Annotated in this window: 23 protein-coding genes and 1 riboswitch; of the genes, 12 read left to right on the top strand and 11 right to left on the bottom strand. The window is 73.6% G+C overall.

Annotated features, from left to right (window positions below):
- Positions 1-65: 65 nt before the first annotated feature.
- The 3 genes from ACSNOG_RS12285 (at position 66) to otsB (ending at position 2,597) form a co-directional block, all read left to right on the top strand.
- Positions 66-1,352 (top strand): extracellular solute-binding protein, encoded by a 1,287-nt coding sequence (locus tag ACSNOG_RS12285; protein ID WP_436752642.1) that lies wholly within the window; start codon positions 66-68, stop codon positions 1,350-1,352.
- 147 nt (positions 1,353-1,499) lie between these two features.
- On the top strand, positions 1,500-1,718 hold the full coding sequence (locus ACSNOG_RS12280) for a DUF3263 domain-containing protein (protein WP_436752661.1): 219 nt from the start codon (positions 1,500-1,502) through the stop codon (positions 1,716-1,718).
- Positions 1,719-1,748: 30 nt separating this feature from the next.
- The gene (gene otsB / locus ACSNOG_RS12275) at positions 1,749-2,597 is read left to right on the top strand and encodes a trehalose-phosphatase (RefSeq protein ID WP_436752641.1); all 849 of its coding nucleotides are present in this window, start codon (positions 1,749-1,751) and stop codon (positions 2,595-2,597) included.
- 41 nt (positions 2,598-2,638) lie between these two features.
- Here otsB and ACSNOG_RS12270 read toward each other — a convergent pair whose 3' ends face one another.
- The 3 genes from ACSNOG_RS12270 to ACSNOG_RS12260 form a co-directional block, all read right to left on the bottom strand.
- Entirely contained in the window at positions 2,639-3,547 is a 909-nt protein-coding gene (locus ACSNOG_RS12270; protein WP_436752640.1) for a hypothetical protein, read from the bottom strand.
- Between the two features lie 155 nt (positions 3,548-3,702).
- Positions 3,703-5,187: an alpha,alpha-trehalose-phosphate synthase (UDP-forming) gene (locus ACSNOG_RS12265; protein WP_436752639.1), complete on the bottom strand. Its 1,485-nt coding sequence runs from the start codon at positions 5,185-5,187 to the stop codon at positions 3,703-3,705.
- Positions 5,188-5,228: 41 nt separating this feature from the next.
- Complete coding sequence (locus ACSNOG_RS12260) at positions 5,229-6,203, bottom strand: glucosyl-3-phosphoglycerate synthase (protein ID WP_436752638.1); 975 nt, start codon at positions 6,201-6,203, stop codon at positions 5,229-5,231.
- A gap of 175 nt (positions 6,204-6,378) precedes the next feature.
- A riboswitch (SAM riboswitch) is annotated at positions 6,379-6,522 on the top strand.
- 17 nt (positions 6,523-6,539) lie between these two features.
- On the opposite strand from ACSNOG_RS12260, the gene thrC reads away from it, so the two are divergent.
- The 4 genes from thrC (at position 6,540) to groL (ending at position 10,825) form a co-directional block, all read left to right on the top strand.
- A complete protein-coding gene (gene thrC / locus ACSNOG_RS12255) occupies positions 6,540-7,823 on the top strand; it encodes a threonine synthase (RefSeq protein ID WP_436752637.1) in 1,284 nt (427 codons plus the stop codon).
- Between the two features lie 78 nt (positions 7,824-7,901).
- Positions 7,902-8,177 (top strand): MoaD/ThiS family protein, encoded by a 276-nt coding sequence (locus ACSNOG_RS12250; RefSeq protein WP_436752636.1) that lies wholly within the window; start codon positions 7,902-7,904, stop codon positions 8,175-8,177.
- A gap of 424 nt (positions 8,178-8,601) precedes the next feature.
- Complete coding sequence (locus ACSNOG_RS12245; RefSeq protein ID WP_030367227.1) at positions 8,602-8,808, top strand: cold-shock protein; 207 nt, start codon at positions 8,602-8,604, stop codon at positions 8,806-8,808.
- 394 nt (positions 8,809-9,202) lie between these two features.
- Complete coding sequence (gene groL, locus ACSNOG_RS12240; protein ID WP_436752635.1) at positions 9,203-10,825, top strand: chaperonin GroEL; 1,623 nt, start codon at positions 9,203-9,205, stop codon at positions 10,823-10,825.
- Positions 10,826-10,877: 52 nt separating this feature from the next.
- Here the strand turns inward: groL and ACSNOG_RS12235 are convergent, their stop codons facing one another.
- From ACSNOG_RS12235 to ACSNOG_RS12225, 3 genes are read right to left on the bottom strand one after another with little or no spacing between them, the layout of a single operon-like run.
- Positions 10,878-12,401 carry a PTS transporter subunit EIIC gene (locus ACSNOG_RS12235; RefSeq protein ID WP_436752634.1) on the bottom strand — a complete coding sequence of 508 codons (1,524 nt, stop codon included), beginning with the start codon at positions 12,399-12,401 and terminating at the stop codon, positions 10,878-10,880.
- Positions 12,402-12,408: 7 nt separating this feature from the next.
- Positions 12,409-13,479: an N-acetylmuramic acid 6-phosphate etherase gene (gene murQ / locus ACSNOG_RS12230; protein WP_436752633.1), complete on the bottom strand. Its 1,071-nt coding sequence runs from the start codon at positions 13,477-13,479 to the stop codon at positions 12,409-12,411.
- 44 nt (positions 13,480-13,523) lie between these two features.
- Positions 13,524-14,492, bottom strand: coding sequence for a MurR/RpiR family transcriptional regulator (locus tag ACSNOG_RS12225; protein WP_436752632.1), 969 nt, complete (start codon positions 14,490-14,492; stop codon positions 13,524-13,526).
- Positions 14,493-14,546: 54 nt separating this feature from the next.
- Here ACSNOG_RS12225 and ACSNOG_RS12220 point away from each other — a divergent pair, with 54 nt between their 5' ends.
- On the top strand, positions 14,547-14,915 hold the full coding sequence (locus ACSNOG_RS12220; protein ID WP_436752631.1) for a hypothetical protein: 369 nt from the start codon (positions 14,547-14,549) through the stop codon (positions 14,913-14,915).
- Between the two features lie 7 nt (positions 14,916-14,922).
- Positions 14,923-15,189 (top strand): DUF4031 domain-containing protein, encoded by a 267-nt coding sequence (locus tag ACSNOG_RS12215; RefSeq protein WP_436752630.1) that lies wholly within the window; start codon positions 14,923-14,925, stop codon positions 15,187-15,189.
- Between the two features lie 58 nt (positions 15,190-15,247).
- Here ACSNOG_RS12215 and ACSNOG_RS12210 read toward each other — a convergent pair whose 3' ends face one another.
- Positions 15,248-15,910 (bottom strand): HD domain-containing protein, encoded by a 663-nt coding sequence (locus ACSNOG_RS12210; protein ID WP_436752629.1) that lies wholly within the window; start codon positions 15,908-15,910, stop codon positions 15,248-15,250.
- A gap of 59 nt (positions 15,911-15,969) precedes the next feature.
- Here ACSNOG_RS12210 and ACSNOG_RS12205 point away from each other — a divergent pair, with 59 nt between their 5' ends.
- Positions 15,970-16,668, top strand: a complete 699-nt coding sequence (locus tag ACSNOG_RS12205) for a copper homeostasis protein CutC (RefSeq protein ID WP_436752628.1) — start codon at positions 15,970-15,972, stop codon at positions 16,666-16,668.
- A 186-nt stretch (positions 16,669-16,854) separates the two neighbouring features.
- On the opposite strand, the gene ACSNOG_RS12200 is transcribed toward ACSNOG_RS12205, so the two are convergent.
- Positions 16,855-18,057: an MFS transporter gene (locus tag ACSNOG_RS12200; protein WP_436752627.1), complete on the bottom strand. Its 1,203-nt coding sequence runs from the start codon at positions 18,055-18,057 to the stop codon at positions 16,855-16,857.
- A 113-nt stretch (positions 18,058-18,170) separates the two neighbouring features.
- Here ACSNOG_RS12200 and ACSNOG_RS12195 point away from each other — a divergent pair, with 113 nt between their 5' ends.
- The gene (locus ACSNOG_RS12195; protein WP_436752626.1) at positions 18,171-18,500 is read left to right on the top strand and encodes an ArsR/SmtB family transcription factor; all 330 of its coding nucleotides are present in this window, start codon (positions 18,171-18,173) and stop codon (positions 18,498-18,500) included.
- A gap of 21 nt (positions 18,501-18,521) precedes the next feature.
- Here ACSNOG_RS12195 and ACSNOG_RS12190 read toward each other — a convergent pair whose 3' ends face one another.
- Positions 18,522-20,585 (bottom strand): HelD family protein, encoded by a 2,064-nt coding sequence (locus tag ACSNOG_RS12190; protein ID WP_436752625.1) that lies wholly within the window; start codon positions 20,583-20,585, stop codon positions 18,522-18,524.
- Positions 20,586-20,909: 324 nt separating this feature from the next.
- Here ACSNOG_RS12190 and ACSNOG_RS12185 point away from each other — a divergent pair, with 324 nt between their 5' ends.
- The gene (locus ACSNOG_RS12185) at positions 20,910-21,050 is read left to right on the top strand and encodes a hypothetical protein (protein ID WP_436752624.1); all 141 of its coding nucleotides are present in this window, start codon (positions 20,910-20,912) and stop codon (positions 21,048-21,050) included.
- A 42-nt stretch (positions 21,051-21,092) separates the two neighbouring features.
- Here ACSNOG_RS12185 and ACSNOG_RS12180 read toward each other — a convergent pair whose 3' ends face one another.
- Both ACSNOG_RS12180 and ACSNOG_RS12175 read right to left on the bottom strand, forming a co-directional pair.
- Positions 21,093-22,739 carry a DNA repair helicase XPB gene (locus ACSNOG_RS12180; RefSeq protein ID WP_436752623.1) on the bottom strand — a complete coding sequence of 549 codons (1,647 nt, stop codon included), beginning with the start codon at positions 22,737-22,739 and terminating at the stop codon, positions 21,093-21,095.
- A 155-nt stretch (positions 22,740-22,894) separates the two neighbouring features.
- Positions 22,895-25,408: a helicase-associated domain-containing protein gene (locus ACSNOG_RS12175; protein ID WP_436752622.1), complete on the bottom strand. Its 2,514-nt coding sequence runs from the start codon at positions 25,406-25,408 to the stop codon at positions 22,895-22,897.
- Positions 25,409-25,440: the final 32 nt, after the last annotated feature.

Genomic DNA, 25,440 nt, shown 5'->3' with positions numbered 1-25,440 from the left:
CTTACGGTCCTCACGGTTCTTACGGGTCAGCGGACGAACACAAACCACGAAGGTGGGAAGCAGTAGTGCAGCGGCGGCGGTTCTTGGGTCTGACGGCGGCAGGTGCCGCCACGGCGGCGTTGGCGCCCGCGCTGACGGCGTGCGGGAGCGACAGCGGCTCCGGCAGCAAGACGCTGCGCGTCGTCGCGGCCGACTACGGTGACAACGCGGCGAACAGCTCCCAGAAGTACTGGGACGACCTCGCCCGCGCCTTCGAGGCCCAGAACAAGGGCATCAAGATCGACGTCTCGGTCCTGAGCTGGACCGAGGTCGACAAGAAGGTCGCCGAGATGGTCGCGGCCGGCAAGGCCCCGGACATCGCGCAGATCGGCGCGTACGCCGACTTCGCCGCCGCCGGCAAGCTCTACAGCGCCGACCAGCTGCTGACCATCCCCACCCAGGCCGACATCATCGCGCCGATCGCCCGCGCGGGCGAGGTGTCCCGCGTGCAGTACGGCCTGCCGTTCGTCTCCAGCACCCGCCTGCTCTTCTACAACAAGACGCTCTTCGCCAAGGCCGGCATACTCAAGGCCCCCGAGAGCTGGGACGAGCTGCAGGCCGCGGCCAAGAAGCTCCAGACCGCGGGGGTCAAGATCCCGTACGGCCTGCCGCTCGGCCCGGAGGAGGCGCCCGCCGAGACCATGATGTGGATGCTCAGCGGCGGCAGCGGCTACACGGACCACAACGGTTCGTACACGATCTTCTCCGACGAGAACGTCGACACGTTCAAGTGGCTGCGCGACGAGCTCGTCGGCAAGGGCCTCACCGGCAGCCTCGACCCCTCCCGCACCAACCGCCAGACCGTCTTCGACGCCTTCTGCCGCGGTGAGGTCGGCATGCTCAACGGCCACCCCACGCTGATGAAGCAGGCCGAGGCCAAGGGCATCAAGTACGGAACCGCCCCGCTTCCGGGCAAGTCGGCCAAGGCCAAGGCCACCATGGGCGTCGCCGACTGGATCATGGCGTTCAAGGCGAACGGCCACCGCGAGGAGATCGGCCGCTTCCTCGACTTCGTCTACAGCACGAAGAACGTCCTCGCCTTCACCAACCAGTACGACCTGCTGCCGGTGACCACCAGCGCCTCCGAGAAGATGGCCGGCGACAGCAAGAAGGCGAAGCTGAAGCCGTTCCTGGACCAGCTGGAGAACGCCGAGTTCTACCCCGTCGACAAGACCTCCTGGGCGAAGGTCAGCAAGTCCCTCAAGGAGAAGATCGGCTCGGTGGTCCTCAAGGGCGGCGACCCCGCGAGCGTGCTCGGCGAGATCCAGCGCGAGGCCGACTCCACGGAGCAGCAGGGCCTGGCCGGCAAGTAGGCGGCCCGCGAGCTGCCCGGCGGCCGGCCGAGCTGCCCGGCGGCCGGGCGGCGGACGGCCAGTAGGCTGGGCCGCGTGAACGGCGAGCAGGGCGAGCAGGGCGAGCAGGAGCAGCAGCGGGGCGAGGAGGGCGGACAGGCCGGGGGCCTGTCCGCGCACGACCTCGCCGTCCTCGCCCTGGAGCGGCAGTCCTTCCCCGGGCCCGGTGCCAAGGAGCGCGCCGTGCGGGAACGTCTCGGCATGACCCCGACCCGCTACTACCAGCTGCTCAACGCCCTCCTGGACGATCCGCGGGCCCTCGCCCACGACCCCGTCACCGTCAACCGGCTGCGGCGCATCCGGGACGCCCGGCGCGAACGCCGGTAGCCGACGGCGCCCAGCCAGTAGGTTGGGCCCATGGGCAGCCCTTCCCTCCCCCTTCCCGTCACCCCCGCCGGCCGCGACGGGCTCGCCGCCCTTCTGGCCGCTCCGCACAGCGCGGCCGTGGCGCTCGACTTCGACGGGACGCTCGCCGAGATCGTCCCCGACCCCGAGCAGGCCAGGGCGCACCCGGGCGCCGTGCCCGCGCTGGCGCGGCTCGCCCCCCGGCTCGGCTCGGTCGCCGTGATCACCGGCCGCCCGGCCGAGGTCGCGGTCCGCTACGGCGGCTTCGCCGGGGCCGCGGGCCTGGAGCACCTCGTGGTCCTCGGGCAGTACGGCGCCGAGCGCTGGGACGCGGCGACCGCCACCGTGACGGCTCCCGCACCGCCCGCGGGCGTCGCGGCCGCCCGGGTGGAGCTGCCGGGGATCGTGGCCGGCTCGGGCTTCGGCCGGGGCACCTGGATCGAGGACAAGGGCCGGGCGCTCGCCGTCCACACCCGGCGCACCGCCCACCCGCAGGACGCCTTCGACGCCCTGCGCGGGCCCCTGTCCGACCTCGCCGAGCGGCACGGGCTGATGGTGGAGCCCGGCAGGCTCGTGCTGGAGCTGCGGCCTCCGGGCGTCGACAAGGGCGCCGCCCTCGCGGCGTACCTGCGCGAGAGCGGCGCGGGCTGTGTCCTGTACGCCGGTGACGACCTCGGCGACCTGGCCGCCTTCGCGGCCGTGGAGAAACTGCGCTCCGAGGGGCTGCCGGGGCTGCTGGTGTGCAGCGGGAGCTCCGAGGTCGCCGAGCTCGCGGACCGGGCCGACCTGGTGGTCGACGGTCCGGCCGGGGTCGTCGAGCTGCTCACGGCCCTCGCCGACCGCCTCGGCGCGGGGAGCTGACGTCGCTCAGCACTGAGCACTGAGCACTGAGCACTGAGCACTCAGCCGTCGTCGTCCGGGTCGCTCGTCGCCTCGCCCTTCGCGGGCTTGCCCGGGATGCCGAGGACGTCCAGCGCCGTCGTCCAGTCGCGCGCGATGGCCTGCTGCGCGGCGACCAGGTCGACCTTGCCCGAGCAGATGGCGTTCTTGATCCTGGTCTCCACCACGTCCTTGGGGTTGTTGGGCCCCTTGCCCTCCTTGTGGCCGGGGGAGGGCGGCTCCACCCACAGGTTGCGCGGGTCGTTGGGGTCGCCCCCGAGCTGCAGGCTGATCAGGTGGTCGTACTCGGCGTCGCGCAGCGAGCCCTTGTAGCCGTACGAGGCGGCGTTGGCGGTCTTCTCGCGGCCGGTGATGTTCGTGGGCGGCCTGATGCCGGCGGTGTAGCCGCTGCGGCAGATCGTCGTCTTGAGCGTGGCCCGGGTGACCTTCGGGTTGGTCGCGCCGGGGGTGCACGCGGGGTCGGGGAGGGGCTCCTTGGCCGGGGTGAAGCGGTAGTGGCAGCTGCCGGCGGCGGGCTGCTGCTGGACGGTGTAGGACGGCTGCGGCCCGGGGCCGACCGGTATGGATCCGCCGGGCGGGCGCGGGGAGCCGGCCGGTGCGGTACCGGCGGGCGCCGACCGTGCGGGCGCCGTGCCGGACGGTGGCGAACCGGTCGGCGGCCTGCCCGAGGCGGCGGATGACCCGGACGACGGCGCGGGTGACCCGGCGGACGACGGCGCGGACGACCCGGCGGACGACGGCGCGGACGACCCGGCGGACGACGGTGCCGACGACGCCGCGGAGGCCCCCTTCGCCCCCTTGGCCTGCTGGTCGTCGTCGTTCTTGGCGGAATCCGAGGAACAGCCGCCGACGGCGGTCAGGACGGCGGCGCACGCCGTGGCAAGTACGGCCCAACGTGGGACATTTGGCATGGGCCATGGCTACCCGGGCCCGGATTCGGGCAGCCCGGGCCGCCGAAGCACCGACCGCTCAGAGGGCGGCGGGGTTCGTGCGGCTCGCGCTCCGGCGCTTCACGGCCCGGGCCACGGCGGTGACGGCGCTGCCGCCGCCCCTGCGCCCACCGGGCTCACAGCGCCCGCAGCTGGTCCGTGAACCACCGCGCCGGCGGCAGCGCCGTCGCCGCCGCGGCCAGCCGCTTGGTGCGCTCCGCCCGCTCCGCGGGATCCATCAGCAGCGCCAGGTGCAGCGCGCGGGCGGTCGCCTCCACGTCGTACGGATTGACGGTGATCGCCTCGTCGCCCAGCTCGGCCGCCGCCCCCGCCTCGCGCGAGAGCACCAGCGCGCAGCCGTGGTCGGAGACCACCGGCACCTCCTTGGCGACGAGGTTCATCCCGTCCCGGATGGGGTTGACCAGCGCCACGTCCGCGATCCGGTACGCGGCCAGCGAGCGCGCGAAGTCGTCCTTGACGTGCAGCACGACCGGCTCCCAGCCCTCCGTGCCGAACTCGGCGTTGATCTCGCGGGCGACCCGCTCGACCTCGGCGGTGTAGTCGCGGTAGACGGCGAGGTCCTGCCGGGAGGGGTAGGCGAAGGCGACGTGCACGACCCGCTCGCGCCACTGCGGGTGCTCCTGAAGCAGCCGCCGGTACGCGCGCAGCCCGCGCACGATGTTCTTGGACAGCTCCGTGCGGTCCACGCGCACGATCGCCTTGCGGTCCGGCCCGCCGATCTGCGACCTCAGCGCCGCCATGCGCTCCCCGACGTCCGCCCGGTGCGCCCGCTCGCGCAGGAAGTCCCCGTCGGCGCCGAGACCGTGCACGCCCAGCCGCGTCGCCCGCCCCTCGAAGCGCACCTCGGCGGCCCGCCCCTCGCCGTCCCGCACGACCTCCGCGCCCAGCACGTCCGCGCAGCAGGCGGCGAACGCCTCGGCCCAGCGCACGGTCAGGAAGCCGGCCCGGTCGCCGCCGAGCACACCGCGCAGCAGCTGCCCGGCCACGTCGTCCGGCAGCATCCGGAAGTAGTCCGGCGGGGCCCAGGGGGTGTGCGAGAAGTGACCGATGCGCAGGTCGGGGCGGCGCGCCCGGAGCAGGCCCGGCACGAGCGCCAGGTGGTAGTCCTGGACGAGCACCGCGGCGCCCTGTGCGGCCTCCTCGGCGACGGCGTCCGCGAACGCCGCGTTGTACTCCTCGTAGGCCGCCCACTGCGCCCGGAAGTCCCGGTCGAAGACGGGCTCCAGGGGCGTCTGGTAGAGCATGTGGTGCACGAACCACAGCACCGAGTTGGCGATGCCGTTGTAGGCGGCGGCGAAGGTGTCCGGCGCGATGTCGAGCATCCGCACCTGGTGGCCGCCGGTGTCGTCCGTGCCGAGTCTTCGGCCTGCGGCGCGGGCCGCCTCGCGGTCGCCCTCGCCCAGGGCCGCGCACACCCACACGGCGGCCGCGCCCTCCGGGTCGCGCTCGATCGAGCTGAGCCCGGAGACCAGCCCCCCGCCGCCGCGCCCGGCCGCGAGGGTTCCGTCCTCGCGGCGCCGGTACGAGACCGGGCCGCGGTTGGAGGCGACGACGATCGGCGCGGCGGCGATCGATGCGGGGTGCACGTGCTCAGCGACCATGTGCCCAGCCTTGCCGCCGGGAGAACCGCTCAAACGTACGCTTACGCGGCGTGCCGCTGCGCGTACTCGGGTATCCCGGCCATCGGCGGGCGCTCCTCCGTATCCACCGCGTACGTCCGCGGAACGAAGCCCTCCGAGGTCCGTTCGAACTGCGTCAGCGCAGGTCGCACCAGATGCCCCCGGGCCAGCCGGAGCTGCGCCGTGCGGTAGATGGCGGCGGCCATCCGGCCCAGCGCCCGCCCGTCCTGGTGGCGGTGCTTGCGCACGCCCACGTCCACCTGGGCCAGCGCCCCCAGCCCGACGGTGTGCAGCGCGTCCACCAGAAGGCCCAGCTCCACGCCGTAGCCCACGGGGAACGGCAGCCGCTCCAGCAGGGACCGGCGGGCCGCGTACTCGCCGCCGAGCGGCTGTACGAAACCGGCCAGCTGCGGCCAGTGCAGGTTCAGCAGGGGGCGGGCCACGAGCTCGGTCACCCGCCCGCCCTGCCCGGCGGTCCCGGCGGAGCCCGGCACGTCGAACTCCGCCCCCAGCGGGCGGTCGTACATCGCCTTGACGAAGTGCACGCCCGGGTCGGTCAGCAGGGGGCCCACGATCCCCGACACGAAGTCCGCCGAGAACTCGCGCAGGTCGGCGTCGACGAAGCACACGATGTCACCGGTCGTCACCAGCAGGGAGCGCCACAGGACCTCGCCCTTGCCCGGCAGCGCGGGCAGGCTCGGCAGCACCTCGTCGCGGTGCACCACGCCCGCGCCCGCCGCCGCCGCGACCTCGGACGTGCGGTCCGTCGAGCCCGAGTCGACCACCACCAGCTCGTCCACCAGCGGCACCGCCTCCGACATCAGCTCGCGGCGGATCGTCGCCACGATGGCGCCGACCGTCGGCTCCTCGTTCAGCGCCGGCAGGACGACGCTCACCGTGGTGCCGGAGTCCCGTTTGGCGGCCAGAAGCACGTCGAGCGGACGATCAGCAGCGGACCAGGACCGCTCGGCCAGCCAGCGCTCCACCTCTTCCAGCACGTGTACGACTCCCTGTCTCACGGACGTTCTGCGACGCGCTCTGTGACGCATCTCGCGGTGCGGACGCCCCTCTCAACGGGCCGTCCCTTCCGTTACAGTCTTGAACAACGCGGACCGCCGTCCTATGTCGGGGGTCGTCGCGTGCACAAACGCCTGGGCCCCGCCCAGGCCATACCGCTCATCCAGAGGGGCAGAGGGACACGGCCCGTTGAAGCCCCGGCAACCCTCCAGCCGGTCTTACCGTCCATTCGGCGAGGCTCCCGGCGGGGAAGGTGCCAATTCCGTCTCGTGGCGACGTACGCCGCGAGGAAGATGAGGAGAAAGGGCCTCGCCTCCATGGCTGTGCAGTCTGTTGAACCCTCTACCACTTCTGTGGACCTCGGCCCCGCCGCGGCACTCTCCTGCCGCGAGTGCGGAGAGCGCTTCGAGCTCGGGCCCGTCTTCGCCTGCGCCCTGTGCTTCGGCCCCCTCGAAGTCGCCTACGACCTGCCCGCCGGCGACCCCGCGACCCTGCGGCAGCGGATCGAGTCCGGCCCCGCGAACATCTGGCGCTACGCCCCCCTGCTGCCCGTCCCCGCCGACGTCGCGGACAAGCCCAACCTCAACCCCGGCCTCACCAAGCTCGTCAAGGCCGACAACCTCGCCCGCGAACTGGGCGTGACCGGCGGCCTGTACGTCAAGGACGACTCCGGCAACCCCACGCACTCCTTCAAGGACCGCGTGGTCGCCATCGCCGTCGAGGCCGCCCGTGCCTTCGGCTTCACGACGCTGTCCTGCTCGTCCACGGGGAACCTGGCGGGCGCGGTCGGTGCCGCGGCCGCCCGGGCCGGGTTCAAGTCGTGCGTCTTCATCCCGCACGACCTGGAGGCCGGAAAGGTCGTGATGGCCGCGGTGTACGGCGGCGACCTCGTCGGCATCGAGGGCACGTACGACGACGTCAACCGCTTCTGCAGCGAGCTCATCGGTGACCCGCTGGGGGAGGGCTGGGGCTTCGTCAACGTCAACCTCCGCCCGTACTACGGGGAAGGGTCGAAGACGCTCGCGTACGAGATCTGCGAGCAGCTGGGCTGGCGGCTGCCGGACCAGATCGTCGTGCCGATCGCCTCCGGCTCCCAGCTCACGAAGATCGACAAGGGGCTCAAGGAGCTCGTCGCCCTGGGGCTGGTCGAGGACCGCCCGTACAAGATCTTCGGCGCGCAGGCGGAGGGGTGCTCGCCCGTCGCGCGCGCCTTCAAGGACGGGCACGACGTGGTGCGGCCCGTGAAGCCGGACACGATCGCGAAGTCCCTCGCCATCGGCAACCCGGCCGACGGGCCGTACGTGCTGGACATCGCGCGGCGGACGGGCGGAGCGGTGGAGGCCGTGGGCGACCCGGAGATCGTGGAGGCGATCCGGCTGCTCGCCCGCACGGAGGGGATCTTCGCCGAGACGGCGGGCGGCGTGACCGTGGGCGTCACGAAGAAGCTCATCGAGGACGGGGTCCTCGATCCCTCCCTCACGACCGTCGTGCTCAACACCGGGGACGGGCTGAAGACGCTCGACGCCGTCGCGGCGGGGCCCACGGCGACGATCCGGCCGTCGTTGGAGGCGTTCCGCGCCGCGGGGCTTGCTGCCGTCTGACGTCTGCCGCGGGCCGGTCGTGCCCGCCTTTCCGCCCCGGCGGAACAACCGCCCACAACCTCTCCGGAAGGTTCTCCCATGAGCGTCACCGTTCGTATCCCCACCATCCTGCGTACCTACACCGGCGGTAAGGCCGAAGTGCCCGCCGAGGGTGCGACCCTCTCCGAGGTCATCCGGTCCCTCGAGGCGAACCACGCCGGGATCGCCGCCCGTGTGCTCGACGACGCCGGCAAGCTGCGCCGGTTCGTGAACGTCTACGTCAACGACGACGACGTGCGCTTCGAGCAGGGGCTGCAGACGCCCACCCCCGACGGCTCCGCCGTCTCCGTCATCCCGGCCGTCGCCGGCGGCTGAGGTTTCACAGGGTTCCTCCGTTATTGCCGCACGACGTCCCCGGAATCGCCCCGACCGCAGTAGCGGACGGGGCGATTCCGCCTGTTGAGCGCGATACAGTTGGGGCGATCCCCGCCCGGCGTCAGTGCCGAACGCATATGAGAACCCGTCAAGTTGTGCGCGAAGTGTGTGCACGAAATGCCGGGTTGGTTGTGTTATTCCCGGCCCGACTTGCCCTGAAATAGCCTGAGTTATGCGGGTTTCTTTGATCGGCCATGCCCTGAATTCTCGTCCGAGTGACCTGTTGCAGACGGCATCCGTGCAGATACATTCAGCCGCGGTCGACGCGTTCCGGCGCACACCCACTGGGCTGCCAGCGGGTGAGGTCTGACCCGGGTCCGCGAAGTGCGGTCCTGCGCAAGGGCCAGTAATAGGGGAGTTAGGCATGGCTCAGGGCACCGTCAAGTGGTTCAACGCGGAGAAGGGCTACGGCTTCATCGCGGTCGACGGTGGTGCGGATGTATTCGTCCACTACAGCGCGATTCAGATGGACGGCTACCGCACCCTCGAGGAGGGTCAGCGGGTCGAGTTCGAGATCTCGCAGGGCCAGAAGGGGCCGCAGGCGGACATGGTGAAGCTGCAGCAGGTCTGATCGCGGCGCATCGACCACCGGCTCGCTCGGTTTGCAGAGGGGCTCGCACCCGACGGGGTGCGGGCCCCTCGCGCGTGCGCGCCTTCCCGCGTGCGGAGGAGGTACGTGCGGGACGGGGCGGGCGCGTGTGCGGGACGTGCGGGGTGGGTACGGCTGCCTGGGGCCCTTGATCGGCGCCCCGTGGGCGTGACCGTCCCCCGAGGCGCTTGCACTCTCCCTGGTCGAGTGCTAATCATTGGGCTTAGCACTCTCCGAGTGAGAGTGACAGATTTGGACCGTCGGTGAGGTCCGCATGCCAGGCGGGGCAAGGAACCGCAGGGTACGCAGGCCGTCCGTCGCGGGCGCCAGTGCGGTCCGGAGCAGTCTCCACCCCGTCCTGGGAGGACCACTTCACATGGCCAAGATCATCGCGTTCGACGAGGAGGCACGGCGCGGTCTCGAGCGCGGGATGAACCAGCTCGCCGACGCCGTCAAGGTCACCCTCGGCCCCAAGGGCCGCAACGTCGTCCTCGAGAAGAAGTGGGGCGCCCCCACGATCACCAACGATGGTGTCTCCATCGCCAAGGAGATCGAGCTCGAGGACCCGTACGAGAAGATCGGCGCCGAGCTGGTCAAGGAGGTCGCGAAGAAGACGGACGACGTCGCCGGTGACGGCACGACGACCGCGACCGTCCTCGCCCAGGCCCTGGTCCGCGAGGGCCTGCGCAACGTCGCCGCGGGTGCCAACCCGATGGCGCTGAAGCGCGGCATCGAGAAGGCCGTCGAGGCTGTCTCGGGCGCCCTGCTCGAGCAGGCCAAGGACGTGGAGACCAAGGAGCAGATCGCCTCCACCGCCTCCATCTCCGCCGCCGACACCCAGATCGGCGAGCTCATCGCCGAGGCCATGGACAAGGTCGGCAAGGAAGGCGTCATCACCGTCGAGGAGTCCCAGACCTTCGGTCTGGAGCTGGAGCTCACCGAGGGTATGCGCTTCGACAAGGGCTACATCTCGGCGTACTTCGCCACCGACATGGAGCGTATGGAGGCGTCGCTCGACGACCCGTACATCCTGATCGTCAACTCCAAGGTCGGCTCGGTCAAGGACCTGCTGCCGCTCCTGGAGAAGGTCATGCAGTCCGGCAAGCCGCTGCTGATCATCGCCGAGGACGTCGAGGGCGAGGCCCTCTCCACCCTCGTCGTGAACAAGATCCGCGGCACCTTCAAGTCCGTCGCCGTCAAGGCCCCGGGCTTCGGCGACCGCCGCAAGGCCATGCTCGGTGACATCGCCATCCTCACCGGTGGCACCGTCATCTCCGAGGAGGTCGGCCTCAAGCTGGAGAACGCCGGTCTCGACCTGCTCGGCCGCGCCCGCAAGGTCGTCATCACCAAGGACGAGACGACCATCGTCGACGGTGCCGGTGACAGCGAGCAGGTCCAGGGCCGCGTCAACCAGATCCGCGCCGAGATCGAGAACAGCGACTCGGACTACGACCGCGAGAAGCTCCAGGAGCGCCTCGCGAAGCTGGCCGGCGGCGTGGCCGTCATCAAGGCCGGTGCCGCGACCGAGGTCGAGCTCAAGGAGCGCAAGCACCGCATCGAGGACGCCGTTCGCAACGCGAAGGCGGCCGTCGAGGAGGGCATCGTCGCCGGTGGTGGCGTGGCCCTGCTGCAGGCCTCCCAGGTGTTCGAGAAGCTGGAGCTCGAGGGCGACGAGGCCACCGGTGCCGCCGCCGTCAAGCTGGCCCTGGAGGCCCCGCTCAAGCAGATCGCGGTCAACGCCGGTCTCGAGGGTGGCGTCGTCGTGGAGAAGGTGCGCAACCTGACCCCGGGCCACGGCCTCAACGCCGCCACGGGCGAGTACGTCGACCTGGTCGCCGAGGGCATCATCGACCCGGCCAAGGTCACCCGCTCCGCCCTGCAGAACGCCGCGTCCATCGCCGCGCTGTTCCTGACCACCGAGGCCGTCATCGCCGACAAGCCGGAGAAGGCCGCCGCGGCCGCTCCGGGCGGCATGCCGGGCGGTGACATGGACTTCTGATCCGCACCGGATCACTCGTCCTGACGCTGTACGCGCCCGAGGGCGGCGCCCCCTACGAGGGGGGTGCCGCCCTCGGGCCGTTTCCGGTGTTCAGCTCGCGCAGGGAGGCACGGCTCAGACCGAACGCGTACGTCGCGACGAACCCCGCCGCGTAGCCCACCAGCAGGCCCGCCCCGTAGACCACCACCGCCTGCCCCGGGCCGTGGCCGCCCTTGAGCAGGGGGAACAGGGCCCAGCCCGACGGGCCGATGGCCGTCGAGCCGACCGTGTCGCCCAGCTGTCCCAGCAGCCCCACGAAGGCTCCTCCGCACGCCCCTCCGACGCAGGCCGTGACGAACGGGCGGCCCAGCGGCAGGGAGACGCCGTAGATCAGGGGCTCGCCGATGCCCAGGAGCCCCGCCGGCATCGCGGACCGGATCGTCCGGCGCACCGAGGTGTTGCGCGGCAGGCGGGCGTAGAGGGCGAGGGCGGCGCCCACCTGGCCGGCGCCCGCCATCGCGAGGACCGGCAGCAGCACCGTGGAGCCCTGCTGCTGGATCAGGGTCGTGTGGATGGGGATGAGGGCCTGGTGCAGGCCCAGCATGACCAGCGGCAGGAACAGCCCGCCCAGGACGAAGCCGGCCGCCGCCCCGCCGTTCGCGAGCAGCCAGTCGGCGAAGCGGCCGATGGCGCCGGCGACCTCGCCCGCCGCGTACATCAGCCCGTACAGCGTGGCCAGGCCCGCCACCAGGACCGTGACCGTCGGGGTGATCAGCACGTCCAGGGCCTCGGGGACGCGGGCCCGGCACCAGCGTTCGACGTGCGCGGCGAACAGGGCCGCGGCCAGCGCGCCGAGCACCCCGCCCTGGCCGGGCACGAGCTTCTCGCCGAACGCGGTCACCCGCTCCACGCCGGGAAACACGATGATCGCCGCGACGGCCCCGCCCAGGACGGGGGTGCCGCCGAACTCCTTCGCGGTGTTGTAGCCGACGAAGACGGCGATCAGGGACATGAAGCCCGAGGCGCACGCGGTCAGTGCGGGGGCCAGCGCGGGCAGCCAGTGGAGGTTGGCGAGCAGCCCGGCCAGGCCCGCGACGATGCCGCAGCCGATCAGGGCGGGGATCAGCGGGACGAAGATCTGGGCGATCCGGCGCAGGAACTCCCTGCCCGGCGTGGCATTGCGGGCCTTGCGCTCGGCCCGGATCGCCGCGCCGCGCTCGGCGAGCGCCTCCGCGGTGACGGGCTCCGCGGTGGCCGGTTCTGCGGTGCCGGGGCCGGCGGTGCCGGGGCTTGCGGTGCCGGGTTCCGCGAGGCGGGCGAGTTCGGGGGCGACCTTGGCCACCGTGCCCGGGCCGAGCACGATCTGCAGGGCCGTGGCGTCCCCGACGACGCCCAGCACGCCCGCAAGGGCCCGTAGTTCAGCGTGCCGGACGGCCGACGGGTCCCGGACGGTCACCCGCAGGCGCGTCATGCAGTTCGTGACGGACGTGAGGTTGCCGGCGCCGCCGAGCAGGGGAAGGAGCGCGGCCGCGGTGGCGCCGTGGCCGCGCTCCCCCCGTGGGGCGCCGTCCGGGCCGTCCGGTCTGTCCGGTGCCACGGCGGGGTTACCCACGGGCTGTCCGGAGGGCGGCGCGCAGGTGACCGCCCGCCTCCTCCAGGAGGCGTGCGGCCGTGCGCCCGTCGACGCCGCCCAGGACGACGAGGACGGCGTTCTTGACCTCTCCGCCGGTCTCCGTCAGCGCGTCCTCCACCTCCTGCTCGGAGGCGCCCGTGGCCAGGGCGACGATCTGCCGGGAGCGGGCGCGCAGCTTGTCGTTGGTGGCCCGCACGTCGACCATCAGGTTCCCGTAGGTCTTGCCGAGCCGGATCATCGTGATCGTCGAGAGCATGTTGAGGACGAGCTTCTGCGCGGTGCCCGCCTTCAGCCGGGTCGAGCCGGTGAGCAGCTCGGGGCCGACGACGACCTCGATCGCGTGGTCGGCGGCCCGGCCGAGGGGCGAACCGGCGTTGCAGGACACCCCGATGGTCAGCGCCCCCGCGGCGCGGGCGTGCTCGACGGCCCCGACCGCGTAGGGGGTGCGGCCGGAGGCGGAGACGCCGACGACGGTGTCGGCCGGGCCGGTCCCGAGGGCGGCCAGGTCGCCCGCGGCCAGCTCCCGGCTGTCCTCGGCGCCTTCGACGGCGGTGACGAGCGCCGCGGCGCCGCCCGCGATCACCCCCATGACCTGCGAGGGGTCGGTGTTGAAGGTCGGTGGGCACTCGCTGGCGTCGAGCACGCCGAGGCGGCCGGCGGTCCCGGCGCCCGCGTAGATCAGCCTTCCGCCGCGGGCCATCCGGGCGGCGGTGGCGTCGATGGCGGCGGCGATCCCGGGCAGCTGCGCGGCGACGGCGGCGGCGACGCCGGCGTCCTCGCCGTTCATGATCCGGGCGATGTCGAGGGTGGGCAGCCGGTCGATGTCCGCGAGGTCGGGCCGGAACGCCTCGGTGGTGAGGGCGGCGAGCTCGGAGCGGAGGGCGCTGCGGGCTTGCGGCGCGCCGGAGGGCGCGGAGACGCCCGGCGCGGCGGGGCCGCCGGATGCCGCGGGCGGGTCGGACGGCGCGGAAGCCGCCGCCTGCGCGGGCGACGGGCACGCGGCTGCGGCCGATGCGGAGGACGACGACGCTGAAGAGGCCATGGGCGGACGGCTCTTTCCGTGCGGGCCGGGCGGGCCGGCTGCGGTCAGCGCGGGGAGCGCGGGGCGTGGCGGTGGGCGAGCGCTTCGTACGAGGCGGACAGGGCCGGCGCCGCGGAGTCGTACGTCCGCTGGGCGACGCCGATGAACAGGCAGTCCACCACGAGGAGCTGACTGGTGCGGCTCGACATGGCCGCGGGGCGCAGCTCGCTCTCCCGGGCCGAGGAGGTGGTGAGGACGTGGTCCGCGTACTGGGCGATCTCGCCCTCCGGGCGGCCGGTGACCGCGAGCGTCGTCGCGCCGTGCTCGAAGGCGACCCGCAGCGGTTCGATGACGTCGGTGGTCCGGCCGGAGTGGGTGATGGCGACGGCGACGTCGCCCGCGCGCAGCTGGACGGCGTTGGTGACGGCCAGGTGCGGGTCGGTGGGGGCGTGGGCGATCAGGCCGATGCGCAGGAGCTTTTGGACGAGGTCCTGGCCGACGAGGTGGGAGGCGCCGATGCCGTAGACGTCGATGCGGCGGGCCCCGGCGAGCGCCGCCACCGCGGCCTCCAGCTGCGCGGTGTCGAGGGCGGCGGCGGTGTCCGCCAGGCACTGCGCCTCCTCCTGGGCGAGCTTGGCGACGACGGCGGGCAGCGGGTCGTCGACGTCGATGTCGGCGGTGACGGCCGGGGCGCGGCCGGCGGCCTGCTCGGCGGCGAGCGCGGCGAGGGCGAGCCGCAGGTCGCGGTAGCCCGGATAGCCGAGGATGCGGGCGGTGCGCACGACCGTGGCCTCGCTCGTGCCCGTGCGTTCCGCGAGGCCGGTGACGGTGAGCGCGGCGGAGCCCGCGGGGTCGCTCGCGACGGTCTCGGCGACGCGCTGCATCGAGCGGGTCATGGAGGGCGCGAGCGTGCGGACCTTGGCGGCGAGGGCGCCGGGCGCGGGTGCGCCGCGGGCGGGCGGCGCGGTGGGGGCGTCGGCCGGAGCGGGGACCGCGCGGTCGCCGCCGGTAGTTTCTTTCAGTTTGCTGCTCACCTTTTGAAAGGTATTTTCAGGGTGGTGAGCCGTCAACCGCCCCCGTCCGGGACAATGGACCGTATGGAGCTCGAACAAACGCTGCACACGGCGCGTGCGCTGATCCTGGCCGACCTGGTGGCGGGTGACGTCGCGGAGGCCGACGTCGTCTCCCTCGTCGAGGACGCGGTGGCGCAGCGGCGGTGGTGGGTCGAGCAGTGGCCGGAGGGCGCGGGGTTCGTGGTCGGGCTCATAGCCCAGGACGTCCAGGACGCCCTGCTGGAGCGCTACGGCCGCTGGCCGCTGTGCCCGGTCTGCACTCGGTCGGGTGACCTGCACGCCCTGGAGGTCGAGCCGGAGCTGGGGCCCGACCCGCACTGGGCGTGCACGAAGCAGACGGTCCTGGTCGCCCCCGTCGGCTCGCTCGCCGGCGCCCTGCGGTGAGGCGCCGATGACGCTCTACATCGACCCGCCCGTCTGGCCCGGGCACGGCCGCATGTGGTCGCACCTGATCAGCGATGTGTCGTACGACGAGCTGCACGCCTTCGCCGCGCGGCTCGGCGCTCCCTCCCGCGCGTTCGACCGCGATCACTACGACGTGCCGTCGACGTCCTACGGGGACGCCGTGCGGCTGGGTGCGGTGGAGGCGAGCAGCAAGGAGCTCGTGCGGCTGCTGGTGGGCGCGGGGTTGCGGCGGCCCAAGCACGAACGGCCGTAGCCCGTGCCGTGCGGGGTGCCGTTCACCTCGCCGTGCGGTGGGCCGTGCAGCGGGGCGGTCAGCCGGCCAGCAGTTCCAGTTCGGTGGTGAGGTTGCGGCGCGCGACCGCCTCCCAGCGGTCGTAGCCCAGCGGGGTGCGGAAGAGCCGGGGCAGGGCCAGCAGCTGCCGCAGCACGGCCGAGCGCCCCTCGCGGAAGGCCGCGTCCGGCACGAAGCCGTACTCCTCGCGCACGGCGGCGGCGTAGGCCGCGTACTCCTGCGGCGAGCCCGCGAGCACGGCCAGGTCGGCGTCGGAGAGCACTTCGCCGTCCCGGTCGCCGGCCGCCGGGTCGTGGCCGACGGTCAGCCGTACGAGCCGGGCGACCTCGGCCGTACGGGCGGCGCCGACGCCCAGATCGGGCAGGGCGCGCTCGGCGAGGTGCGCGCTGCGCTCCTCGTTCTCCGAGCGGTCGGGGCGGTAGACCGCGTCGTGGAACCAGGCGGCGAGGCGGACGGCGTCCGCGTCGGCGGCGTGCGCGGCCAGCTCCTCGACCCGGTCCAGGACCGCCACCAGGTGATCGACCGTGTGGTAGCGGCGCTGCGGTTCCGACCAGCGGCGCAGCAGGTCCTCGGCGTACGGGCCGGGGTCCGGGGAGGCTGCGCCGCCGCGGGCGCGGTCGACGGTCTCCTGCCAGCGCCGGCGCAGGGCGGGGCCGGACGGGTGCTCGGTCGTGGCTGCCATGGGGCCAATTGTGGGGCACCGCTTTTGGCGCGGGGCCCGCGTATGGCAGGCTGTGCAATATGTCTAGACCAATTCTTGAGGTGATCGCGCTCGGTCCGCGGGACGCGGAGGCGGCGCAGGACGGCGGGGCGGACCGCCTCGAACTGGTCACCGACATGGCCGCGGACGGTCTCACCCCGACCCTGGAGACCTTCACCGCGGTGCGGGACGCCGTCGGCATCCCCGTGCGCGTCATGCTGCGGGCGGCCGACGGCTTCTCCGCGGGCGACGCGGCGGCCCTGTCCGCCCTGTGCGAGCAGGCCCGCGCGCTGGCCGCCGAAGGGGCCTGCGAATTCGTCCTCGGCTTCCTGACCGACGACGGCCGCGCCGACCTCACGGCCGTCGCCGCGCTCGCCGACGCGATCGGGCCGCGGGCGCGCTGGACGTTCCACCGCGCCGTCGACCGGGCCGCGGACCGCGACGCCCTGCGCAAGCAGCTCGCCGATCTGCCCGGCCTCGACACCTACCTGACGGCGGGGTCCCCCACCGGCGTCGACGACGGCCTCGCCACGCTGGTCGCGGAGGCGGGACGCTCCGACGAGCCGGGCTACGAGCCGCGGATCATGGTGGGCGGGGGGCTCCAGCTCAAGCACCTGCCGGTGCTGCGCGGCGCCGGCATCTCCGCCTTCCACATCGGCGGCGCCGCTCGCCCGGACGGGTGGTCCGGACCGGTGGACGCCGGCGCGGTGCGCACGTGGCGCGAGGCGCTGGACGCGTAGCGGGCGGCCTGCGGCCGGTCGCGGCGCGACCGCCGGCGCCGGGCCCGGCCTCTTGACGCCGCCTGAGGCCGCCGTGCGGCTCGGCGCGCCGCTGAGAGCTTTCCCGCTGCGGCGACGAGGTGCCACGACGGCGCGGTCCGGCGGTGCCGTGCCCCGCGGTGCCGTGCCCGGCCGTGCCGTCGGGGCTCAGCGGTCCGCCGTCGCCCGGGGGCGGGCCGGTGCGCTGGGTGCCGGTGCCGGTGCCGGTGCCGGTGCCGGGGCCCTGGTCGTCGCTGCCGCGATGCCCATCGCCACCAGCGCCAGCGCCGACGCCCCCAGCGGGAACCAGCGCTCTCCCAGGAGCGCCATCGCCAGGCTGCCCGTCCCGCCGCCCGCGGCCATGCCCAGGTACAGCGCGCTGCTGTTGAGGGAGAGCAGCAGCGGGGCGTCGGCGGGGCGCAGGGAGGCCAGGCGGTGGGGCTGGGCCACCGAGATCGACCAGCCCGCGAGCGGCACCGCCACCGCGTAGAGGAGCGCGCCCGTCATCGTCCGGCCCAGCCACGGCAGCGCCGCGAAGAACACGACCGAGACCACGCTGCCGGTCAGCAGGACCTTGCGCACGCCCCAGCGGTCCACGACGTGGCCGCCGAGCCAGCTGCCCGCGAACGAGGCGATGCCCGTCACCAGCAGGACGGTGCTCAGCCGGTCCGCGTCGCCGCCGGTCGCGGGGCGGACGGCCGTGCCCAGGTAGATGTAGACGGACTGGAACGCCATGAAGAAGGCGAACGTCGTCGCCGCGGCGGCCAGCACGCGCCCGTCGCGCAGCGGGGCGAGCCGCTCCCGCAGGCCCACGGCCCGGGCGGGCGCGGGCAGTTCGCGGAGGAAGGCGGCCAGGCCCAGCAGGGCCGCGGCGCCGAGCGCGGTGACCAGCCACATGGTCAGCCGCCAGTCGGCCCGGCCCACGTAGGTGCCGAGCGGCACGCCCAGGGCCGTGGCCACGGTCATCCCGCCGAGCACGGTCGCGATGGCCCGGCCGCGCCGCTCCGGCGGGACGAGGGTGGTGGCGGCCGCGCTGGCGTTCGGGCTGTAGAGCGCGGCTCCGGCGGCGGCCAGGACCCGGGTCGCGAGGAGCGTCGGGTAGTCCGGGGCGAGCGCGCTCAGGGCGTTCGCGGCGGTGAAGACGGCGAGTGCCGTGAGCAGCAGGCGGCGGCGGGGCCAGCGGGCGGTCACGGCGGCGAGGACCGGGGCCAGCAGCGCGTACGAGAGCGCGAAGACCGTCACCACCTGGCCGGCCGCGACGACGGAGACGTCCAGGTCGTCGGCGACTTGGCCGAGGATGCCGGCCATGACCATGGTGTCGGTGCCCACGGCGAAGGTGCCGAGGGCGAGCAGGAGTAGTCGCAGACGCACAGGATCCCCCTTCGGGACGCGACGCATTGCCGCATCGTTGGATGCTCGTCAAACAATTGGGGATGTGTGGATAATTGTCAAACAGTTGCCGGGGGTCGAGGAGGGAAGGGCGCATGACGGAGGAGTGGCTGCCGCAGCCCGCGGCCGAGGACATCCAGCTGGTGAAGGTGCTGCACGCGCTCGGCGACCCGGTGCGCCTGCAGCTGCTGTCGGTGTACCTGAAGGGGCAGGAGTTCGCCTGCGACCTGAGCGGGCTCGGCCTCGACCACCTGCACAAGTCCACGGTGTCGCACCACATGAAGGTGCTGCGCGAGTCGGGGGTGACCTCGACGCGCGTCTCCGGCCGCAACCGGTTCGTACAGCTGCGGCGCGGTGATCTCGACAAGCGGTTCCCGGGGCTGCTGGACGCGCTGCTCAGGGGGTTGGAGAGCGAGGCGCGGTAGGGCCTCACCCCGCAGGGGCGGTTACGCCAACTGCTCAGGCAGCGGCTGTGCGTGAAGCACCGTCAGGCCCGAGACGGATCGCGTCAGCGCCACGTACAGCCGCCGCAGCCCCGTGCGCTCGTCCGGCTCTCCGGCGACGACCGCCGCCGGCTCGTCCAGGACCACGTAGTCGTACTCCAGGCCCTTCGCCAGCGAGGCCGGCACCAGCGTCAGCCGGGCCTCCGCCGTCGTCTCCCGGCCCGGGGCGAGGTGCGGCAGGCCCGCCTCCGCCAGCAGCGCACCCAGCGTGCCGATCCGCGCGTCCGCCGCGATCAGGCCGATCGACCCCTCGCGCTCCAGCGACTCCCGGCACGCGGCCACGACCGCCTCGTCCAGCTCCCCGGCGGCCACCGCGCGCACCGAGAAGTCGCCCGCCGCCTCGCGCACGGACGTGGCCTCGGCCAGGCCCGGGGCGATGGCGGGCAGCAGCCGCGACGCGTAGGCGATCACCTCGCGCGGCACGCGGAAGCCCTGCGTGAGCTCCTCCACCGCGGCCTCCGGCTTGCCGAGGTGCGCCAGCGCCTCCTCCCAACTGGCCGTCGCCCACGGCGTCGTGCCCTGCGCGAGGTCGCCGAGGATCGTCGCCGAACCGGTCGTGCAGCGCCGGCCCACCGCGCGGTACTGCATGGGGGAGAGGTCCTGGGCCTCGTCCAGCACCACGTGCCCGAGCGACGGCGTGCGCGCCACCAGATCCGCCGCCTCGTCGACCAGCACCGCGTCCGCCGCCGACCACTTCGCCGACTTCACGCCGCGCGCCGGCTTCGCCCACAGGATCTCCGCCTGCTCCTCCGCCGAGAGGACCCCGTCCGCGTGCTCCGCCAGGAACTCCGCGTCCGACAGCAGCCGCAGCACCAGCTTCACCGGATCGACCGCGGGCCACACCGCCTTGACGGCCGCCTTCACGGCGGCGTTGCGCGCGACCGCGTCCTGCACCCGGTCGTCCGGCGCCTCGCCCGCCTGCTCCATCCGCACGAGCACGGCGTGCGCGATCCGCTGCGGCAGGGCCTCGCGGGCCGCGCCGTAGCGGATGTCGCGCGCCAGCAGCTCGCGGACGATCTCCTCGACCTCGTGCGCCGGCACCCGCCACCGCCGCGAGCCGCGCACCACGACCACGGCTTCCTCCGGCATCCTCACCCCGGAGCGCACCGCACGCCGCAGCACCTCCGCCATGCGGGCGTCGCCCTTGATGCGGGCGGCCTCCGCGCCGTCCGTGCCGCGCACCTCCACGTGCGCGACGAGGTCGTCCACCGTCGCCTGCGCCACGTTCAACTCGCCCAGCGCCGGCAGCACTTGCTCGATGTAGTGCAGGAACGACCGGTTCGGGCCGATGACCAGCGTGCCCGTGCGGGCGAGGCGCTCGCGGTGCGCGTACAGCAGATAGGCCACGCGGTGCAGGCCGACCGCCGTCTTCCCGGTGCCGGGCGCCCCCTGCACGCACACCGTGCCGCCGATCCCCGCGCGGACGATCTCGTCCTGCTCCGGCTGGATCGTCGCCACGATGTCCCGCATGGGGCCCACGCGCGGCCGCTCGATCTCCGCCTGGAGCAGCTTGCTGGCCTGGTCGCCGGAGGCGGTGTCCGTGAGGTCCTCGTCCTCGTACGCGGTGAGGTCGCCGCCCGTGTAGCCGAAGCGGCGGCGCATCCGCACGTCCATCGGCTCCTTCTTGGACGCGCGGTAGAACGGCTGCGAGACGGGCGCGCGCCAGTCGATCACCATCGGGTCGCCGTCCGCGTCGTGCACGTGCCGGCGGCCGATGTAGAACTGCTCGCCCTGCGCCCCTTCCGCCTGATCGGCGCCCGGTGCGTGCGCGTAGTCCAGCCGCCCGAAGAACAGCGGGGTGTGCGCGAGGTCGGCCAGCGCCGTGATGCGGTCCTCGATCTGCCGCTCCAGGACGGCGGCGTTGACCCAGTTCGCGGTGACGTCCTTGATGTCCAGGGCCTGGACGTCCTCCCGCATGGCGCGCAGCGCGGCGCGGGAGGAGGAGAGGTGGGTGCGCTCCCGCTCCAAAGGGTCGTTCGCGTGGGTGGTCACTTGCGGCGCGGGCACGGCAGAGCCTCCAGACGTACGGCGGAACGAAACGATCGGAAGCCGCCGGTTTCCGTCCGGTCGGCGGCCGCGCTCCGGGCGGCGGACGCTGCGGGGCAGGCGCCGCGGGAGGCGGGCGGGAAGGGGAGATTGTAGTCAGCGGGCCGGGGGCGTGCGAGCGAATTTCCGCGCCCCGGGGGGCCTCAGGGGGGACCCCGGGGCTGGTTGTCAGGGTCGGCCTCCACCTCCCGTAGGACGCCATGATGCTGGGGTCGTACGCGCGGGCCTGCGCTTTTACACCGGCAGGCCGATGTCCGGGGCGGTCCGGGAAACCATCATGGAGACATGAACACAGCAACCGGGAACCCGGACTCCGCCGCCACCGAAACCCCCCTCGCCCACGCCCTCCGCGCGATCAAGGCCTTCGCCGGCGCGGCCGTCAGCGTCGTCGTCCTCGGCCAGTACGCCGATGCCCGCAAGGCCTGAACCCGGCCCCCTCCGCAGGGGCCGGGCCGGAGCGTCCCGGACCTACGCCTCCTCGCCCGCGAGCAGCGAATCCGCGTCCACGATGCGGTACGCGTAACCCTGCTCGGCCAGGAACCGCTGCCGGTGCGCCGCGAAGTCCTGGTCGACGGTGTCCCGGGCGACCACCGAGTAGAAGCGCGCCTCGTGCCCGTCCGCCTTCGGGCGCAGCACCCGGCCGAGCCGCTGCGCCTCCTCCTGCCGCGAGCCGAACGTGCCCGACACCTGGATGGCGACCGTCGCCTCCGGAAGGTCGATCGAGAAGTTCGCGACCTTCGAGACCACCAGCACCGAGATCTCGCCCTGCCGGAACGCGTCGAAGAGCTTCTCGCGCTGGGCGTTGCTGGTCTCGCCCTTGATCACGGGCGCGTCGAGGTGCTCGCCGAGCTCGTCGAGCTGGTCGATGTACTGCCCGATCACCAGCGTCTGCTCGCCCTTGTGCCGCGCCACCAGCGCCTCCGTGACGCGCCGCTTCGTGGCCGTCGTCGCGCAGTAGCGGTACTTCTCCTCCGTCTCGGCCGTCGCGTAGGCGAGCCGCTCGGAGTCCGTGAGGTTCACGCGCACCTCCACGCAGTCGGCCGGCGCGATGTAGCCCTGCGCCTCGATCTCCTTCCACGGCGCGTCGAAGCGCTTCGGGCCGATCAGCGAGAAGACGTCCGACTCCCGGCCGTCCTCGCGCACGAGCGTCGCCGTCAGGCCCAGGCGGCGGCGCGCCTGCAGATCCGCCGTGAACTTGAAGACCGGCGCCGGCAGCAGGTGCACCTCGTCGTAGACGACCAGGCCCCAGTCGCGCGAGTCGAACAGCTCCAGGTGCGGGTAGATGCCCTTCCGCTTGGTCGTCAGGACCTGGTACGTGGCGATGGTGACCGGCCGGATCTCCTTCTTCGTGCCGCTGTACTCACCGATCTCGTCCTCGGTCAGCGACGTGCGCTTGATCAGCTCGTGCTTCCACTGACGGGCCGAGACGGTGTTCGTGACGAGGATCAGCGTCGTCGCCTTCGCCTTGGCCATCGCACCGGCGCCCACGAGCGTCTTGCCCGCGCCGCACGGCAGCACGACCACGCCCGAGCCGCCGTGCCAGAACCCCTCCACGGCCTGCTGCTGGTACGGACGCAGCGCCCAGCCGTCCTCCGCCAGCTCGATCGGGTGCGCCTCGCCGTCCACGTACCCCGCGAGGTCCTCCGCCGGCCAGCCCAGCTTCAGCAGCGTCTGCTTGATCTGGCCGCGCTCGGACGGGTGCACGGCCACCGTGTCCGGGTCGATCCGGGCACCCACCAGCGGCTGGACCTTCTTCGAACGGAGGATCTCCTCCAGGACGGGCCGGTCCGTGGACTCCAGGACCAGCCCGTGCGTGGGGTGCTTGACCAGCTTCAGCCGCCCGTAGCGGTCCATCGTCTCCGCGATGTCCACCAGGAGGGCGTGCGGGACGGGATAGCGCGAGTACGTGACGAGAGCGTCGACGACCTGCTCGGCGTCGTGCCCCGCGGCCCGGGCGTTCCACAGGCCGAGCGGCGTGAGCCGGTAGGTGTGGATGTGCTCGGGGGCGCGCTCCAGCTCGGCGAAGGGGGCGATGGCGCGACGGCATGCGTCGGCCTGCTCGTGGTCCACCTCCAGGAGCAGCGTCTTGTCGCTCTGGACGATCAAGCAGGACACTCGTACCTCCACAACCGGGCCCGGCCGGCCCACCGCGCGAAACTCCTAAGTTTACGTGGCCGGGGAGCGAAACGGGGGGCCGCGTGGTGAGCGTGGTGAGCGTGGTGAGCGTGGTCAGTGCGGTGAGCGCGGTCAGTGCGGTGAGGGCTTGAGTGCTACGCCGGTTCGTCCGCCAGTTCCGCCACGCCCGTGATGCGGTGCAGCGGATACGTCCGCACCTCGTCCGCCGTGTGGTCGTAACCTGTCACGAAGCCTCCCTCCACCCGCACCGGAGCGATGACGCGCTGGCTCGCCGCGCCCTCCGCGTTCACGTAGCCGATCCACACCGCGGCGCCCGTCAGCACCGCCGCCTGCATCGTGGCGAGGGTGTCCGCCGAGGTGGTGCGGGGCAGGCCGCCGTCCGACGGGGCCGGTGCCGCGACCGGCTTGCGCTCGGCCGTCGACGCCAGGTCCCCCGCACGGATCGCCCGCACCGCAGCGCCCAGCAGCGTCTCGTCGGGCACCGGCGGGCCCTCCGGCACCGGGGCCGGAGCCGTGCGCGGCGGCGTGCGGCGCGCATCCGCCCGGGTCACCACCACATCGCCCTCCGCGGACTCCGCCGCCGGGGCGTAGCCCATGGCCCGCAGGCCCTCCAGCAGGGCATCCGGCGCGGCCTGCGCCGCCAGCACCGTCGGAGCCAGACGGCGCAGCCGCAGCGCGGCCGAACGGCGGTCCGCGAGGATCTCCGCGAGCATCGCCTCGTCGTCGCAGCGCAGGTACGACGACGCCGCGCCGACGCGCAGGTGCCCGTGGCGGCGGGCCACGTCGTCCACCAGATAGGCCAGCGGCTGCGGCACGGGCGTGCGGGAATGCTCCGTCAGGAACGCCTTCAGGTCCGCCGCGGTCTGCCCGGCGTCCAGCGCGCGCCGCACCGACGCGGGCGTGAAGCGGTACACCGTGGCACCGCCCTTGGACTCCACGTCCGCCAGCACCCCGAGCATCCGGGCCAGCGGCCGCTTCAGCGGGCCCGGAGCCACCGCCGTCAGGTCGGCCTGCAGCAGGATGTGGTCCAGCGGCTGCGGCAGGAGCGGGGCGAGGAGGGCGGCCGCCCTCACGGCGCAGCCCCCTGCTTCGGCGTCACCCAGCGGGAAAGCGGCCGGTTCCGTCTCCCCGGGGCCCAGCAGCGCCCGGCCCGGAGCGGACAGCGCGCCGCGGTTCGTGACGCCCAGCAGCTCCGCCTCCGCCAGCGCCCAGCGCACCAGACGGGTGCGCAGGTCCTCCGTGCCCGGCTCCGCCGGCGTCCGCGGCGGACGCTCCCAGTGCATGCGGTCCAGCAGCGTGTCCACCGCGACCGACGTGCCGGGCGGAAGCGTGGCCAGCAGGGCCAGGGCACGATGGCGGACCTCCGGCGCCGGCGAGCGGTCCAGCTCCGCGCCGAGAACGTTGAGGGGACGGCCCTTGGCGTCCCGGCTGCCCACCAGGCCCGGCGTGCGGGTGGCCGCGAGCCACGCCGTCGCCAGGCGCGCCCAGCGCTGCTCGGCGGGCAGGTGCAGCCAGTCGTCGGAGGCCGGCGTGGGGGCGTAGCGCTCGTCGACCTCGCCGTCGGAAGCCAGCAGCCCCGCCGCGTACGCCAGCTCGATCCAGAAGGCCGCGGCGGTTTCGGTGGTGTCGAGGACGGCCGCGGTGCGCTTGAGGTCGCGCACCGCCAGGCCGCCCGCCCGGAGTACGAGCGGGCCGTCCGACTCCCAGGCGGACAGCAGCTCTTCGACCGTGGCCAGGGCCGTGAACGCCTGGCCCGCCGCGGTCGCGTCCACCATGCGGGCCGAGTGCGGCGTGGCCGGTTCGAGGCCGGGGGCCACCGGCTCGGGCGTTCTGTGCGCGCGGCCCGCGCGCAGGTGCAGCGCCGCCTCGCGCGGCAGGACCACGTTGCCCGGCGTCGCGGGCAGCAGCAGGCCGCGGTCGAGCAGCCAGCGCAGGTGCGGGGCCGGGTCGGCGGTGACCGTGCCGTAGGGCGGGCCCCACACCAGCTTGTTCAGGACCGCGGCCGCCTCGGCGGGGGCGTTCGCCAGCAGCTCCGCCATCCGGGTGCGGTCCTCGAACAAGGCGGTGAGCGCGGCGACGGCCGACACCGGGTCGTGCGTGCCGGGCAGGCCCGCGGCGGCGATGATCTGCTGCAGCCGGCCCGGGGACATGCCCGCCGTCGCCTCCGCCACGCTCGGGCCGAGGCCCGTGGGGGAGGGGTGCGCCGGGCTGGGCGCGAGCAGCTCGCGGGCGGTGCGGACCAGACGGAGACGGTCCTCGCCGCCCCAGACCAGGGCCTGCTCGCGCAAGGTGGCCACGGCGCGCGGGAGCGCTTCGGCGATGCGGGGGTCGTCCTCGGGCGCGTCCCCGGTCATCAGGGCCGCGAGGGCGGCGTACGGGCACGGGTCGGGGGCCACGGCCAAGGCCTCGGCCGTCTGCAGCGCGAACCGGTCCAGGCGCTCCAGGGCGCGGACGACGGAGGCGCGGGTGCCGGCGCGGGTGGCGAGCTGGGTGAGGTCGCCGGGGACGGGGTTGAGGAGGTCGGGGCGGGCGCGCAGCAGCTCGGCGAGCGCGTCGTCGGCTCTCGTGCGCAGCTCCTCGGCCAGCGTCCGCGGGCCGCTGCGCGCCGCGGCCCCGCTGCTCCTGCGTGTCTCCCGCGGTGTGGTCATTCTGTTTACGGTACCGGGTGGCGGGGTGGGGG

It is taken from the genome of Streptomyces sp. URMC 124 (genome assembly GCF_051386455.1).
Lineage (GTDB): Bacteria > Actinomycetota > Actinomycetes > Streptomycetales > Streptomycetaceae > Streptomyces.
The sequence above is the reverse complement of the archived record's forward strand: the minus strand, read 5'-3'. Positions and strand labels throughout refer to the sequence as shown.

Coding starts and splice junctions, on each gene's coding strand:
- otsB (WP_436752641.1), top strand. CDS start 1,749: ATGGGCAGCCCTTCCCTCCCCCTTCCCGTCACCCCCGCCGGCCGCGAC.
- ACSNOG_RS12270 (WP_436752640.1), bottom strand. CDS start 3,547: ATGCCAAATGTCCCACGTTGGGCCGTACTTGCCACGGCGTGCGCCGCC.
- ACSNOG_RS12265 (WP_436752639.1), bottom strand. CDS start 5,187: ATGGTCGCTGAGCACGTGCACCCCGCATCGATCGCCGCCGCGCCGATC.
- thrC (WP_436752637.1), top strand. CDS start 6,540: ATGGCTGTGCAGTCTGTTGAACCCTCTACCACTTCTGTGGACCTCGGC.
- ACSNOG_RS12250 (WP_436752636.1), top strand. CDS start 7,902: ATGAGCGTCACCGTTCGTATCCCCACCATCCTGCGTACCTACACCGGC.
- ACSNOG_RS12245 (WP_030367227.1), top strand. CDS start 8,602: ATGGCTCAGGGCACCGTCAAGTGGTTCAACGCGGAGAAGGGCTACGGC.
- groL (WP_436752635.1), top strand. CDS start 9,203: ATGGCCAAGATCATCGCGTTCGACGAGGAGGCACGGCGCGGTCTCGAG.
- murQ (WP_436752633.1), bottom strand. CDS start 13,479: ATGGCCTCTTCAGCGTCGTCGTCCTCCGCATCGGCCGCAGCCGCGTGC.
- ACSNOG_RS12220 (WP_436752631.1), top strand. CDS start 14,547: ATGGACCGTATGGAGCTCGAACAAACGCTGCACACGGCGCGTGCGCTG.
- ACSNOG_RS12215 (WP_436752630.1), top strand. CDS start 14,923: ATGACGCTCTACATCGACCCGCCCGTCTGGCCCGGGCACGGCCGCATG.
- ACSNOG_RS12210 (WP_436752629.1), bottom strand. CDS start 15,910: ATGGCAGCCACGACCGAGCACCCGTCCGGCCCCGCCCTGCGCCGGCGC.
- ACSNOG_RS12205 (WP_436752628.1), top strand. CDS start 15,970: ATGTCTAGACCAATTCTTGAGGTGATCGCGCTCGGTCCGCGGGACGCG.
- ACSNOG_RS12195 (WP_436752626.1), top strand. CDS start 18,171: ATGACGGAGGAGTGGCTGCCGCAGCCCGCGGCCGAGGACATCCAGCTG.
- ACSNOG_RS12185 (WP_436752624.1), top strand. CDS start 20,910: ATGAACACAGCAACCGGGAACCCGGACTCCGCCGCCACCGAAACCCCC.
- ACSNOG_RS12175 (WP_436752622.1), bottom strand. CDS start 25,408: ATGACCACACCGCGGGAGACACGCAGGAGCAGCGGGGCCGCGGCGCGC.